Source organism: Paenibacillus sp. JCM 9796 (genome assembly GCF_055379675.1).
Map to the genome: position 1 here is coordinate 4,958,801 of NZ_AP043723.1, position 14,217 is coordinate 4,973,017.

General features: G+C 53.8%; 9 protein-coding genes and 1 other annotated feature. Of the genes, 3 read left to right on the forward strand and 6 right to left on the reverse strand.

Going from position 1 to position 14,217, the window contains the following annotated elements; translation table 11 throughout:
* Positions 1-2 precede the first annotated feature (2 nt).
* Positions 3-1,388, forward strand: a complete 1,386-nt coding sequence (locus ACZ439_RS23850; protein ID WP_155615449.1) for a glycine--tRNA ligase — start codon at positions 3-5, stop codon at positions 1,386-1,388.
* Positions 1,389-1,543: 155 nt separating this feature from the next.
* On the opposite strand, the gene ACZ439_RS23855 is transcribed toward ACZ439_RS23850, so the two are convergent.
* The 3 genes from ACZ439_RS23855 to ACZ439_RS23865 all read right to left on the reverse strand — a co-directional run bounded on the left by ACZ439_RS23855 (position 1,544) and on the right by ACZ439_RS23865 (position 5,544).
* The gene (locus ACZ439_RS23855; protein ID WP_464620288.1) at positions 1,544-3,010 is read right to left on the reverse strand and encodes a DUF5050 domain-containing protein; all 1,467 of its coding nucleotides are present in this window, start codon (positions 3,008-3,010) and stop codon (positions 1,544-1,546) included.
* A 707-nt stretch (positions 3,011-3,717) separates the two neighbouring features.
* A complete protein-coding gene (locus ACZ439_RS23860; RefSeq protein ID WP_127610494.1) occupies positions 3,718-4,896 on the reverse strand; it encodes an acetoin utilization protein AcuC in 1,179 nt (392 codons plus the stop codon).
* A gap of 15 nt (positions 4,897-4,911) precedes the next feature.
* Positions 4,912-5,544: a GNAT family N-acetyltransferase gene (locus ACZ439_RS23865; RefSeq protein ID WP_054797020.1), complete on the reverse strand. Its 633-nt coding sequence runs from the start codon at positions 5,542-5,544 to the stop codon at positions 4,912-4,914.
* 144 nt (positions 5,545-5,688) lie between these two features.
* Here ACZ439_RS23865 and acsA point away from each other — a divergent pair, with 144 nt between their 5' ends.
* Positions 5,689-7,413 carry an acetate--CoA ligase gene (acsA, locus tag ACZ439_RS23870; RefSeq protein WP_127610498.1) on the forward strand — a complete coding sequence of 575 codons (1,725 nt, stop codon included), beginning with the start codon at positions 5,689-5,691 and terminating at the stop codon, positions 7,411-7,413.
* Between the two features lie 69 nt (positions 7,414-7,482).
* Here the strand turns inward: acsA and ACZ439_RS23875 are convergent, their stop codons facing one another.
* Both ACZ439_RS23875 and ACZ439_RS23880 read right to left on the reverse strand, forming a co-directional pair.
* Positions 7,483-8,181 (reverse strand): type 1 glutamine amidotransferase, encoded by a 699-nt coding sequence (locus ACZ439_RS23875; protein ID WP_054797021.1) that lies wholly within the window; start codon positions 8,179-8,181, stop codon positions 7,483-7,485.
* Between the two features lie 158 nt (positions 8,182-8,339).
* Entirely contained in the window at positions 8,340-11,465 is a 3,126-nt protein-coding gene (locus tag ACZ439_RS23880; protein WP_155615452.1) for a transglycosylase domain-containing protein, read from the reverse strand.
* A 185-nt stretch (positions 11,466-11,650) separates the two neighbouring features.
* Positions 11,651-11,916: a binding site (T-box leader), on the forward strand.
* A gap of 59 nt (positions 11,917-11,975) precedes the next feature.
* On the opposite strand from ACZ439_RS23880, the gene tyrS reads away from it, so the two are divergent.
* The gene (gene tyrS / locus ACZ439_RS23885) at positions 11,976-13,232 is read left to right on the forward strand and encodes a tyrosine--tRNA ligase (RefSeq protein ID WP_054798751.1); all 1,257 of its coding nucleotides are present in this window, start codon (positions 11,976-11,978) and stop codon (positions 13,230-13,232) included.
* A 116-nt stretch (positions 13,233-13,348) separates the two neighbouring features.
* On the opposite strand, the gene rpsD is transcribed toward tyrS, so the two are convergent.
* Positions 13,349-13,948 carry a 30S ribosomal protein S4 gene (rpsD, locus tag ACZ439_RS23890; protein ID WP_054797022.1) on the reverse strand — a complete coding sequence of 200 codons (600 nt, stop codon included), beginning with the start codon at positions 13,946-13,948 and terminating at the stop codon, positions 13,349-13,351.
* Positions 13,949-14,217 lie beyond the last annotated feature (269 nt).

A 14,217-nucleotide genomic window follows, 5' to 3' on the forward strand; every position in this document is an offset into this window, starting at 1 on the left:
TTATGTCTTCTGTAACAATGGATCAACTCGTCGCTTTGGCGAAACACCGCGGCTTTATTTTTCCGGGCTCCGAAATTTACGGCGGCTTGGCCAATACATGGGACTACGGTCCGCTTGGCGTGGAATTGAAAAACAATATCAAACGCGCCTGGTGGAAAAAATTTATTCAAGAATCGCCTTATAACGTTGGTTTGGATGCGGCGATTTTGATGAATCCGCAAGCTTGGGTCGCTTCCGGTCACGTCGGTAACTTTAACGACCCGATGATCGATTGCAAGCAATGTAAAGTGCGGCATCGCGCCGATAAATTGATCGAGAACGCGCTCAACGCGAAGGGCATCGAAATGATCGTCGACGGCCTGTCGTTCGCCGATATGGAGAAGCTGATCGCCGAGCATAAGATCGTTTGCCCGGATTGCGGCGCTTTGGATTATACGGAAATTCGCCAATTTAACCTGATGTTCAAAACGTTCCAAGGCGTTACCGAGTCCGGCGCCAACGTGGTGTACATGCGTCCGGAAACGGCGCAAGGCATCTTCGTGAACTTCAAGAACGTTCAACGTACCATGCGCAAGAAACTGCCGTTCGGGATCGGCCAAATCGGTAAAAGCTTCCGGAACGAAATTACGCCGGGCAACTTCACGTTCCGGACACGCGAATTCGAGCAAATGGAGCTTGAATTTTTCTGCAAGCCGGGCGAGGACATGCAATGGTTCGAGTACTGGCGCGCCTACTGCCGCGACTGGTTGCTAGCCCTCGGCATTAAAGAAGACAGCATCCGCTTGCGCGATCACTCCGACGACGAGCTGTCGCACTACAGCAACGCGACAACCGATATCGAATACAAGTTCCCGTTCGGCTGGGGCGAGTTGTGGGGCATCGCTGACCGTACCGATTACGATCTGAAGCAGCATATGACGCATTCCGGCGAAGATTTCAACTATATCGAGCAAGAAACGAATGAACGTTACATTCCATACTGTATCGAGCCTTCGCTCGGTGCGGACCGCGTGACGCTCGCATTCTTGATCGACGCTTATGAAGAGCAGCAGCTGGAAGGCGACGACAGCCGGACAGTCCTGCATTTGCATCCGGCGCTGGCGCCTTACAAAGCGGCGATCTTCCCGTTGTCGAAGAAGCTGTCCGATGGGGCCCACCAAGTGTTCGCGGATCTTGCCAAGCATTATTTGGTCGACTACGATGAGGCCGGTTCGATCGGTAAACGGTACCGCCGCCACGACGAGATCGGAACTCCGTTCTGCATCACCTATGACTTCGAATCGGAGACGGACGGTCAAGTGACCGTTCGCGATCGCGACACGATGGAACAAACGCGGATGCCGATCAGCGAGCTGAAAGCGTTCCTCGAGTCGAAAATTCAATTTTAATCGCATCTCAGCTTCGAACCCGCAGCCTTTGGTTGCGGGTTTTGTGCGTCTACTCGGGTTAAGGCCAAAAAAGGCCTCCTGAAGGACCTGATCAGAACCGTGATAGCGGCCGATCTTCGTTCTTCAGGAGGCGCAGAATGGCGCTTTATCGCCAATTAGGGTGTCAGCTCGAATCGTTCCAGCCTGTTGTCGCCCATGTAGGATTGCGGGAAATAGAGGGTATCGTCATCGACCAAATATAGAGAGGTCGCCCTTGCGTGAACGAGCGAGCTGCGCTCCGTTCCATCAATCCGCATCTTTTCAATCGAAGCGGAGCCCATGATTCCAAAGGAGCCATGAATGAAATAGAGCCAGCCTTGACGGTAATGCAGTCCCGAAATCAACTGGTCCGATGTGAGGAGGGGAATATCGACCTTGCCGTCCAGACTCAGCTTATTCAATTGCATGCCGTTCTTGACATAATACAGCCATCCGTCGAGAACGGACAGCCTGGATACGCCTTCGGCGAGCTTTGTCCGCTGTGTGCCGTCGGTCGACATCACATACAAGTTCGAAGGTCCGGTTTCCGACTCCTGCATAAGGAAATAAATCCGGTCATCGTGGATGAAAAAGTCAAATTCGCCGCTGCCGCCGACGAGCTCGGTATCGTCCGTGCCATCCTTGTTCATGCTGTGGATACCGGTTGCGGAATAATAACCGCCTCCGGTTACGCCTTCCATGGCTTTGAAGGCGAGACGGGTGTAGTAAATCCGCTCACCGGCTACCCACATCCGGTTCGTGGGAGCCGCAGAAATGACGGTGCGCTGAGATCCGTCAGGTTTAATTTTCAGAATACCGTCCATTTGTTTCATGTCGGGGCTTGAGGACGTGTAATAGATCCAATCGTCCGCAAGCTGGATGTACCTTGCGTTGTCATCGGCCAGCTTGACCTCGCCGGACCCGTCCATGCGCTTTTTGACAAGCTGATTCGGTCCGCTGTATTGCTGAGCGGGGTTCATGTAGAGCCAGTCGCCCTGTACGGCTAACTGTCCGCCATTGGCAAGGTTGAGCGCGTCGGCTTGTTTCGCTTGTACGTCGGCTCCGCTGCCGCAAGCTTGAAGGCCGAAGCCTTGGCCGGTCGTCCAGCTCGTCGTCCAGCCGAACGCGTCGTGGGTGAAGCGCCATGTCATGGGGAAATAGGTCATGTTTCGGTACAGCAGAACGGGGTAAGGCTCCTGCGCGTTATCGACTTTCTGACCGTTCACGGTAACGGGAAACGGCGCCAACATAACCGGTTCCTGCTTCGTCTTATCATTACGCACGGCAGTCAAATCTTGACGGACCGGCTCACAGCCGGCTTTCTTGCTTAGCGACAAGCCGTTAACCGGATCCCAGGCGACGGATAACCCTAGCGCCGTTGTGTTGTTCCAGGTCATCGGGAAATAAGTGATATCCCGATATAGCAGCAGCGGGTAGGCGGCGTGCGTGACATCGAGTACGGTGCCGCTAACGGTGACGGGAAATGAAGGGACGGTTGCCTGAAGGGCAGGGGCCGCGGCATCCGCGCCAAGAGGGGGGAACGTACACGTAACCGTGATTCCGACGAGCAAAGCGCTCAAACTGCGTTTTAATCGTGTTGACATCATGGCTCTCTTCCTTTGGATAAAAGTAGTTGAATCCTTAATATTTCAGATCTAAACCAATAAACGCTGCGCCGACCTGGAATGTTGCGGACCGCCGTAAAATAGGTGGTTTACTTTTTTACCCGGATATACGGCTTCTCCAGCCACTCGAATTTTTCTCCAAGTTCAAATGTACGCAAAAAAACCTGCCATTTCGGCAGGTTGAATTATCATCAAGTGCACAGTGCCAAAAATATGGAGCGCCTCATTTCTGTTAGAGATACGCCTATAGGTGGCCAAATCCTCCTAAATATCGTACCAGATACCACAAATACTTTATAGAAGTCTTTTTAGGCTCCATTAGATTTCCGCAGAAGTATCTGTCACGTGACGCCTTTTTTTAGTAGTCTAATCATTCCTTGACTTAAGGAAACTAATCCGATGACAACTAAAAACATGGCAATGAAATTCGGTACGACCATTATAATCCCACTGCCTTGATCGGGTCCTCCGCTCTCTTTCAAAAGCGTATTCCACCACATGTAACCATAAACGCCAAGGATTAAGCATAGTATGCCAGCCAAAAATCGTAGTAATGCTAAGATCTTTTGCAATAACTACCCCACCTTGTTCACGTTTATTATTAAGAAAAAGTTGTTACGCATAATGGCCAGTTAGTTCAGAAAAAAGGATATCTCACGTGCATTCGCTAGGGCTGCGTCCTCGAGCTAAGCTAAATAAAGCGTTGACACTTCCACCGTTTGGCGATTCTTGGCTTCGATTTCTGCACGGCGCGGCATCGGTTCCCAGGTGTCTACAGGGTCGAGCCACGTGTGTGGGAGGACTTCTTCACTCAGCGGCTGCCATGCGTCAATCCAAGCTTTCGGCAGGGTGAGGGAGGGCTCCGCTAGAAGCCGGTCCCGCAGTGGATGGTCGCTCATCTCCAGCCACAGCAAGCTCCAGGCGCGCGGCACCACCCGCCAAATATCGTAACCGCCTCCGCCAAGCGCAACCCAGCGTCCACCGCAATAGGTGTGGGCCAGGCCGTGGATGATTCGCGGCATCGCACGGAAAATTTCCATGCTGCAATGAATGTGGGCGAGCGGGTCGTACGCATGGGCGTCGCAGCCGTGCTGCGACACGATCAGGTCGGGCTTGAACTGGGCGATCGTGCGATTCAGCACCTCTTCGAAGCATTCAAGCCACGATTCGTCTTCCGTAAACGGTTCCATGGGAACGTTTACGGAAGTGCCGAAGCCGGAACCGTCTCCACGTTCGTTCGCCGCTCCGGTGCCCGGAAACAAATACTTGCCCGTTTCATGAATCGAAAACGTACATACGTCAGGATCGGTATAAAAGCACCACTGCACGCCGTCGCCGTGATGCACGTCGGTGTCGATGTACAACACCCTGGCACCGTAAGCCGCCTTAGCGTGAGCGATCGCTACGGCCGCGTCGTTATAGACGCAAAATCCGGCGCCCTTGCTCGGTAGCGCATGATGCAGCCCGCCGCCCAGATGCAGGGCATGCAGCGATGCCCCGGACATGACCGCATCGACGGCGTGAATCGACCCGCCCACGACACCGAGCGTGATGTCGTGCATGTTCGGGAAGAACGGCGTGTCTTCCGTATCGAGGCCGTACATGCTTGCTTTATCCAGCCACTGCGGCGCCGGAGCAGCCGCGCTTAGACCTTTGACTGCGTCGATATATTCTTGCGAATGGATGAGCCGCAGCAGCCCTTCATCGGCGGAAGCCGGCATGCGTATACAGGAAGCGGGCAAAGTGCCCGATTTTTTCAACAAATCGACGGTCAGATGCAGTCTTTTTTGATTAAAAGGGTGACTATCATTAAAACGGTACGCGGTTTCCCGCTCATTGTAAATAAATATGGCATTCGGTTTCATCCTCTTGCGCCCCCATCAGTACATGAACCGCTGCCGGAAACGGACCCGATCGAATTTCTCGACGGAGGACAGCGGTACGTTTTTGCCGATACGCACCATCAAGCAGTTAGCCGGGTGAGAACAGATTTCCGGGTCGTCGGTTGCATACCAGACCATGTCGACACTTTTCATCAACTTCTCCATCATGTCGCGATATTGCCACACGGTAAGCCCGCTTTTCTCCAAATCCCAGTGCCAATAATACTCGGTCGTAAAGGTAATGACATTCTCCAATTGTTCGTCCTCGAAGGCGAGCCGGATCATTTTCTTGCCGAGGCCGATACCGCGGTAATCGTCGGCCACTTCAATGGCTCCCAGCTCAATCAGGTCTTTCATTCCGCCTTCCGACCATCGTTCCAGTTCGTCCGGGTAATGGAACGTGACGTACCCGACGATCTGCTCCGCATGGCGGGCCAGAATAATACGTCCTTCCGGAAGCTCCGCGATCTCCACCAGGGCCACGAACTGTTCCTTCGGACGGCGAAACGCATCGAGGTCCGGATGCATCGAATAGCCCCGCAGACGCTCGGGAGATACAGGGCCTTCAACGACGATTTCCGTGTCCTGATACGGGATAGTAAAGGAGTGATAGATTTTAAGGTGTTCCATTTGTGAGCGGTTTCTCCCCTCCGACATTCTCTGTTAAGCATAACAAATAAATAGGCGAATAGAAAGATGTTGTGGTATAATATCAGATGTCTAATGAAAGCGTTTTATATAAATAAATACGGATAATTTCGGGAGGTAAGTGGCATGGATCAAGCAAGTGTAGAAAGCATTGCACCTGTAGCAACAACTTCGAATATGAAAAATTACGAAGAAGAACGTGCCGGTTTTAGCTGGGAAACGATCGAACAGACGTTTAGCTGGGCCCAAACGGGCAAAGTCAACATGGCCCACGAAGCCATTGACCGCCATGCGAACTCCGAACGAAAAAATAAAGTGGCGTTGTATTACAGCGACGATCGCCGCGACGAGCAGTACACCTATCACGACATGAAGCTCCAATCCAACCGCTTCGGCAACGTTCTGCGCAAGCTGGGCGTGGGGAAGGGCGATCGGGTGTTCATCTTTATGCCGAGAACGCCGGAATTGTATTTCGCTTTGCTCGGGTCGATTAAAATAGGGGCGATCGTCGGACCGTTGTTCGAAGCTTTCATGGAAACGGCTGTCCGGGATCGTCTGGAGGATAGCGAGGCTGTGGCGATCGTTACTACTCCGTCTCAGCTTTCGCGCGTACCGGTGGATCAGCTTCCGAATTTGAAGCATGTCATTTTGGTCGGCCAAGACTTGCAATTGGGCGAAGGGCAAGTAGATTTCCACAAAGAGATGGCTGCCGCTTCCGAAGAATTGGAGCTTGAGTGGGTAGACCGTGAAGACGGGCTGCTCATTCATTACACCTCCGGTTCCACGGGCAAGCCCAAAGGCGTCTATCACGTCCATAACGCAATGATTCAGCACTATTATACGGGCCGCGTCGTGCTCGATTTGCAGGAACAGGACGTGTACTGGTGTACGGCCGATCCAGGCTGGGTGACGGGAACGTCGTACGGCATTTTCGCTCCGTGGCTGAACGGCGCGACGAATGTGATCCGCGGCGGACGCTTCAGCCCGCAAGATTGGTACAATACGATTCAACGTTATAAAGTATCCGTCTGGTATAGCGCGCCCACCGCGTTCCGCATGCTGATGGGCGCCGGCGACGAAGCCGTGAAACAATTCGACTTGTCCTCGCTGCGTCACGTACTGAGCGTCGGCGAGCCGTTGAATCCCGAGGTCGTCCGTTGGGGGCTTAAAGTATACGGTCAGCGTATTCACGACACTTGGTGGATGACCGAGACCGGCGCCCAATTGATCTGCAATTATCCGGCGATGACGATTCGCCCGGGCTCCATGGGCAAACCGCTGCCGGGCATAGAAGCGGCGATCATCGACGATGCGGGCAACGAGCTGCCTCCATACCGGATGGGCAACTTGGCCATTAAGACGCCTTGGCCTTCCATGATGCGCAAAATCTGGAAGAACCCGGCGAAGTTCGAAGAATACTTCCGTATTGCCGGCTGGTACATCTCCGGGGATTCCGCTTATATGGACGCGGACGGATACTTCTGGTTCCAAGGCCGGATCGACGACGTCATTAACACGGCGGGCGAGCGCGTGGGTCCGTTCGAGGTGGAGAGCAAGCTGGTGGAACATCCGGCGGTAGCCGAAGCGGGCGTTATCGGGAAGCCGGATGCGATGCGCGGGGAAATTATCAAAGCGTTCATCGCGCTGCGCGAAGGGTATACGCCTTCCGACGAATTGAAAGCCGACATCTCCAAATTCGTCAAAGAAGGATTGTCCGCTCACGCCGCTCCGCGCGAGATTGAATTCAAAGACAAACTGCCCAAAACCCGCAGCGGCAAAATCATGCGCCGCGTGTTGAAAGCATGGGAGCTGAACTTGCCGACAGGCGACCTGTCGACGATTGAAGATTAATTCGAACAAAAAGAAAGACAGCGGGCCTGAGAGTCCGCTGTCTTTTTTTATTTGCATCCGCATTGGGGGCTATCGGTTAGCTATCGTGCGAATGGCCGCGAAACGGTCGAGAATGTGCCGCAGGATGCGGAACGACTCCTCACTGCGGTGTGCTTCTTGACGAATGCGGTCTGCCGTTTGAATGAACGGGGCATCGCTCAGCTCGTCTTGCCAACGGTCGAGCATCATGGCCAGGCAGGAAGGCGTTGTCTCCAAATGGAACTGCAGCCCAAGCACCCGCTCCCCGTAGGCGAAGGCTTGATGCCTGCAAGCATCCGAATAGGCGAGGGACAGCGCGCCCTCCGGTAAGTCGAAGCAATCCCCATGCCAATGAAACGAGTGAAAGGAGGCAGGCACATCTTCGAATAAACGGTGTGCAGCGCGCGTACGGGTCACGGGATGCCATCCGATCTCCTTCTGTTCGTTCCGATACACCTTGCCGCCGAGCGCCTCAGCCAGCATTTGGGCTCCCAAGCAAATACCTAACACGTGTTTACCGTGATCAACGGCCGAACGGATGAATCGCTTCTCTTGCTGCAGCCAGTCCTCCTTGTCGTAGGCGCTCATCGGCCCCTCAAGAATGATGAGCCAGTCAAAATCGTCCATACGGGGCAGCGCGATCCCGTCAGGCGGGAACAACACAGTCGTCTGACAGCCTTCTTGCTCCGCCCAAGCGAGTATAACCGAAGCGTCGTCGAACGCGAAATGCTTAAGCAGTACAATATGCATATGAACCCTCCCGAAAACCGAACGTTCATCGCTTAACAGATGATTGCAGGTTTTAGTCTTATTGTAGTAGGGGAGTGAGGTGTCTGTCAATTTACCTAACGTTATAAGTGAGGGGAATGGGTGCAAAAAAACGTCCGGCTGCCGGACGTTTTTTTGCACTATTTCACATACTTCACGGTCGCTGAAGGCTTAGACTCGCCGTATTCATTGGTTGCCGTGATGCGATAAAACCCATCGAACGATACGGCATAATAGCGGAACTGGGTGGCTCCAGTAACCGTGCCGATTTTCTCGAACTTTCCGTCTTCCTTCTCGTTGTAATATACGGTGTACGATTTTACTTTGTCTTTATCGGCGTTCGCTTTCCAGTTTAACTCGATACCGCCGCCGGTCGACTTGGCGGCTAGACCGGAAGGAGCGGCGGGAGCTGTTTTGGCTGCGGTAGCCCCGTTCGTGCTGCCGGGCTTCGATTCGCCTGACTCGCCTGGTTTTGCGCCTTCTGTTGAAGCAAGCGGGTCGCCGCTATCCGGATTCAGGAAGAGCAGTTCCATCGCTGTGCCGTCCGTGAAGGCGGCCTTGCTCGGCGGCGATTCGTGACCCGCCACATCGACCGCGGTGACATAGTAGCCGTGCAGTCCCGGAGCGATGTGGTCGGTGAATTTCGTCTCCGCTCCGGCGAGGACGACTTTCCCCGCGACCCTTTGATAATTGCCGTTATTGGTAGAACGGTACAACCGGTATCCGACCGTATCCGCGCTTTCGCTCGCTTGGAACGTGATGACGCTTGTTTCGCCGGAGTGGGTGGCGACAACGGTTGTCGGCGGCACCGGCGGTTTGCCGTCGTCGGTTCTCGGATCGGTTTCCGACGGGGCGTCCTCGTCAAAGTCTCTAGGCTTGTAGAAATCGATGCTGCGCTTGCGGTCTTGCGGCATCCGGCTCATAATTTCCCCGATTTCTTTGAACAGCTGATTTAACGACTTTTCGCGTTTGATCACCGTCTTCTCCTGCACGAACTCCGCCGGTGTAGATGGTTGCGCTATGTAGTTCAACCCGTTGTAGGTAATGATCGGAAGCTTCACCATGACATTATCTTCATCGGTCGGCACGAATTTCTTGTTGAAAATGTCGGTGGTCAGCTTGCCGGCCGCCGAAACGGCTTCGCTCGGCAGTTTGCCGGATAAGCTCGACACGGTCATTTCGACGATGTTCGGCGGGCGCTTGAATTGCTTGGTCGGGAACAACTCCGGATGTTTCTCGATCGCCGCATTCATGGCCATCGCCCACACGTTCTTGGCGCGGTTCGTACCGCCGGTTTTCTTGCTCAGCTTATGGATCGGCAGTTCATATCCGGCCCATACGCCCAGCGTAATATCCGGCGTATATCCCATAAACCAAGCGTCCGCGTCGTCCTGGGTGGAACCGGTTTTACCGACAATCGGAATTTTACCGTAACTTTTGTACTTGCTCATCAAGTCGGTTGCCGTTCCGGAAGTAATGACGGTACGCATCATATCTGTCATCAAGTACGCCGTTTCTTGAGAGAAGACGGTTGTCGGTTTACTCTCGTGCTCATAGATGATCTGGTTGTTCGAATCGGTAATTTTACGAATCATGAACGCCTCGTTAAAGACGCCCTCATTGCCTATCGTGGCGTAAGCGTTGGTCAGCTCTTTGACGGATACGCCGTATTTTAAACCGCCGATAACGCCCGTCTGCGCGACGTAATCGTCCGGGGTTATGGAACGGATGCCGAGCTTGCTTGCGAACGCCCAAGCTTCTTTGATGCCCACGGTTTCGGTGAACAGCTTGATGGCAGGAATGTTGTACGACTGGTTTAATGCCGTACGGGCCGTGATCAAGCCGTGATATCCGTCATCCCAGTTTTCCGGTATGTGATAGCCGACCTTCGTGCCGTCCTTCAAAATGATCGGCACGTCGTCGATGACGGAAGCCGGCTGAATGGCTCCCTTCTCAAGGGCCGGCAGGAAGGCTGCGATCGGCTTCATGGTGGAGCCCGGCTGGCGATAGGCTTGCGTCGCGTGGTTCAACTGCTCCTTGAAGAAATCCCGTCCTTCCAGCATGCTCAGGATCGCTCCGGTTTTGTTATCGATCATAACGGCCCCGACCTGCTCGATCCCCTTCACCTTGTCATCCGGGGTGAAGTTTTTTTCGTTCTGGGCGATGGAACGCATCTCTTCGTAAATATCTTTGTCGATCGTCGTATAGACGTGGTAACCGCCGCGGCTGAGCTGCGCCTGCATGCTCTTCAGAGCTTCGTTGTACGTTTCCGGGTTTTTCTCCGGGTCGAGATCCGGCTTCTCCGCCTTCAACAGCGCTTTCGCCGCTTCCTTCTCCACTTCGATCATCAAGAACGGGTAAGTGGAGTAAGCTTTCTTCACCCGTTCGGCGAGCGAACCCTTTAAATCGAAGGCAAGCGCCTCGTCGTGCTGCTGCTGGGTGATCTTGCCTTCCTCCAGCATGCGGCGAAGCACCAACTGCTGACGTTGCACGGCGCGCTTGAAGGCGGCGCCGTCGAAGATGCCCTGGCTGTTGAACGCCGAATAGTTGCTTGGCAGCTGTGGAAGTCCGGCCAAGTAGGCGGCTTGCGCCAAGTTCAGCTTGTTTAAATCCTCGATATTAAAAATCCCTTTGGCCGCAGCCTTGATTCCATAGGCATTGTAGCCGGACGAGCCGTTGCCGTAAGGGATTTTGTTCAGATAAGCAAGTAATATTTCGTCTTTCGACATCAGTCGTTCCAGGCGCATGGCGAGAAAAATTTCTTTCGCCTTCCGGCTGTCCGCTTTGTCGAGCGACAGGAATACGCGCCGGGCAAGCTGCTGCGTAATCGTGCTTCCCCCGGTTTGCACATCCTGATTCAGCAGCTTCTGGACTACTGCGCGGGCGGTCCCGGTAATATCGATCCCCATATGCTCGTAGAAATTGTTATCTTCGATCGCAAAAACGGCATCCAGCACGACCTGAGGAATGTCGCTCATGCTGGCGAGCTGCCGGTCTTCCTCGGTGCGCAGCTGGCCGACGACCGTATCGTCCCGGAAGTAAACAAAGCCGGTCAAGGCGTCGTCGTTCATTTGCTTGAGCATCGTTTCTTTATCGCGTACAGGGTCGTCCTTCACGAGTGCGGTTACATATCCGAATGCGGCGCCGCCGGCCAGAAAACCGGCAATAACGCCCGTAATGAAAAGCCATTTGATCGTCAGTACCGTGTATTTACCGGTCGCGCGTACTATTGTTTTGTAAGATCTAGTCTTGTTCTCCGTCTCCATGTAAACCGGGTTCCTCCTGATCTAGAAAAACATTCCTAGTTCATTATAGCATAAAGCGTCAAGCTGAACACCGCGCGGCGGTATCGCTTTCATGACTGTTCCATGACGTTTGGATGAGAGAAACGGGGCGAACCCGTTTGACAATGCCGCCGTTGTATGGTTAAATAATCGGTAATTGTATACGGACAAATGCCAGGATGGACAGCAGTAGGCCAAGGAACGAAGCTCCCAGAGAGCCGGTGGTAGGTGCGAACCGGTACTCGTCTTTGATCGAATTACGGTCCGGAGCAGCGGAGGGGAACGCTTCATGTTGGTTGTGAGCCATCGATGAGCCAGTAGCTTCCGATCGGGGGACCCCCGTTATTCAGATGAAGTGAAAGTTCAGGCGCAGATCTTGAGAGCCTGACTTTAATTAGGGTGGTACCGCGAGCAGAGCCTTCTCGTCCCTTTGTGGAAGAGAAGGCTTTTTTTCTATGTGTTCAGTTTATTTCTTAGGAGGAATCAGTCGTTATGGCAAAATGGGAGGAACTTTCGTCCGCGCAGCAAGAGGAGGTGAATCGTCAACTGGAGACGATTCGCCGCGGCGTCGTTGAGATCGTACCGGAGGACGAATTGAGAAATAAGGTGATCGACTCGGTCGCGACCGGCAAGCCGTTAAACGTTAAACTCGGGCTCGACCCGTCGGCCCCGGACATTCATGTCGGGCACACGGTGGTGCTGCATAAGCTGCGTCAATTCCAGGAGCTGGGCCATCAGGTACAGCTCATCATCGGGGACTTCACCGGGCGGATCGGCGACCCGACCGGCAAGTCGGAGACGCGGAAGCAGCTGACCGAAGAAGACGTGAAGCGCAACGCGGAAACGTATCAGAAGCAAATCTATAAAATTCTCGACAAGTCGAAAACGAACCTGTATTACAATTCGGAGTGGCTTGGTCCGTTGAATTTCGCCGATGTCGTGCAATTGTCGGCTAAAGTGACGGTCGCCCGGATGCTCGAGCGCGATGATTTCTCCAAGCGGTACGGCTCCGGATTGCCGATTCATATTCACGAGTTTTTCTATCCGCTTATGCAAGGCTACGATTCGGTTGCGCTCAAAAGCGACATCGAGCTCGGCGGTACCGATCAGAAGTTCAACCTGTTGATGGGCCGTACGCTGCAAAAGGAATATGGCGTGGCTGCCCAGGTCGCCATCATGAATCCGCTGCTCGAAGGACTTGACGGCGTTAACAAAATGAGTAAGAGCCTCGGCAACTACATCGGCATCGACGAAGAGCCGAACGAAATTTACGGGAAGGCGATGTCAGTGCCCGATGAGCTGATGGCTAAATATTACGAGCTGGCGACGGACATGTCGAACGAAGAGCTCGCCCGGCTGCGCAGCGGGCTGGAGGACGGTTCCGTTCATCCGCGCGATGCCAAAATGCGCCTGGCGCATACGTTCGTGCGGATGTACCACGGCCAGCAAGCCGCCGATGAGGCGCAGCACCACTTCGTCACGGTCTTCCAGCAGCGCGCGCTGCCGGATGATATCGAAGACGTGACGCTGCCTGCGGAGGCGCTCGATAACGGCGTCATCCGCGCGGCGAAGCTGCTGGTGACGCTCGGTCTGCAGACGTCCGGCAGCGAGGCGCGCCGCAGCGTGCAGCAGGGCGCTGTGAAGATCAACGAGCAGAAGGTTGACGACCCGAATGCCGAGCTCACCCCGGCCGATGGCGACATTGTACAGGTCGGCAAGCGCAAATTCGCCCGGATTAAGCTGGGATAAATACAAATACCTCCGTGCCCGAAGCGCTTTATGGCGAGCGGGGCGGAGGTATTTCTTTATGTGGAAATGAAAAAAAAGAACTGTTCCCGGAAGGAACAGTTCGGTGTGATGTAGGATTAACGGCTGTAGAACTCGACGATTTGTTTTTCGTCAATTTCTTGGGCAAGCTCGGCGCGCTCAGGAAGACGAATGTATTTACCTTCCAGGGCGGCTTCGTTGAACTCCAGGTAACCCGGCAAGTAGTTGCGGTTCGCCAAAGCTTCTTTGACGGCGGACAGGTTGCGGCTTCTTTCGCGAAGACCGATCACGTCGCCGGTGCTAACGATGTAAGAAGGAATGTCCACTTTTTTGCCGTTAACGGTAATGTGGCCGTGAGCGACGAGCTGACGAGCGCCTGCACGGGTGTTGGACAGACCCAAACGGTATACGAGGTTGTCCAAACGGCTTTCGAGCAAGAACATGAAGTTTTCACCCGCGATACCTTGCAGCTTGGAAGCTTTGTCGAACAAGTTGCGGAATTGCTTCTCGTTCAAACCGTACATGTGACGAAGCTTTTGTTTTTCTTGCAATTGTACGCCGTAACCGGACAGTTTCTTACGTTGTCCAGGGCCGTGTTGACCTGGAGGGAAAGGGCGTTTCAATTCTTTGCCGGTACCGCTCAAGGAGATGCCGAGGCGGCGGCTTAATTTAAATTTAGGACCTGTGTAACGTGACATTGTAGGATGAACTCCTTTAACCTTAATATAGTTGAGTTAAGCTTGGAACAAACGCGTGAAGATCGTGCCCGATTCCGCTGCTACGCTCCGAAAGATCACCGGAGCTATCGACAAGAAAAACCAGCCGCGGTCCTGTCGGTAACGAAATCTTTAGAGGGTGACACGCCTTCCACCATAAACATGAAGCCCGTGAGGGATCACGCTTATTCTCGACTTCTAATTTTATAAGATTGAAGTAGGCTGTGTCAAGTGGAGGCGGCACGGATCGG

Excerpts from the sequence above, each read along its gene's own strand:
- acsA (WP_127610498.1), top strand. The coding sequence starts at position 5,689 with ATGGATCAAGCAAGTGTAGAAAGCATTGCACCTGTAGCAACAACTTCG.
- ACZ439_RS23865 (WP_054797020.1), bottom strand. The coding sequence starts at position 5,544 with ATGGAACACCTTAAAATCTATCACTCCTTTACTATCCCGTATCAGGAC.
- tyrS (WP_054798751.1), top strand. The coding sequence starts at position 11,976 with ATGGCAAAATGGGAGGAACTTTCGTCCGCGCAGCAAGAGGAGGTGAAT.
- ACZ439_RS23880 (WP_155615452.1), bottom strand. The coding sequence starts at position 11,465 with ATGGAGACGGAGAACAAGACTAGATCTTACAAAACAATAGTACGCGCG.
- ACZ439_RS23875 (WP_054797021.1), bottom strand. The coding sequence starts at position 8,181 with ATGCATATTGTACTGCTTAAGCATTTCGCGTTCGACGACGCTTCGGTT.
- ACZ439_RS23855 (WP_464620288.1), bottom strand. The coding sequence starts at position 3,010 with ATGTCAACACGATTAAAACGCAGTTTGAGCGCTTTGCTCGTCGGAATC.
- ACZ439_RS23860 (WP_127610494.1), bottom strand. The coding sequence starts at position 4,896 with ATGAAACCGAATGCCATATTTATTTACAATGAGCGGGAAACCGCGTAC.
- ACZ439_RS23850 (WP_155615449.1), top strand. The coding sequence starts at position 3 with ATGTCTTCTGTAACAATGGATCAACTCGTCGCTTTGGCGAAACACCGC.
- rpsD (WP_054797022.1), bottom strand. The coding sequence starts at position 13,948 with ATGTCACGTTACACAGGTCCTAAATTTAAATTAAGCCGCCGCCTCGGC.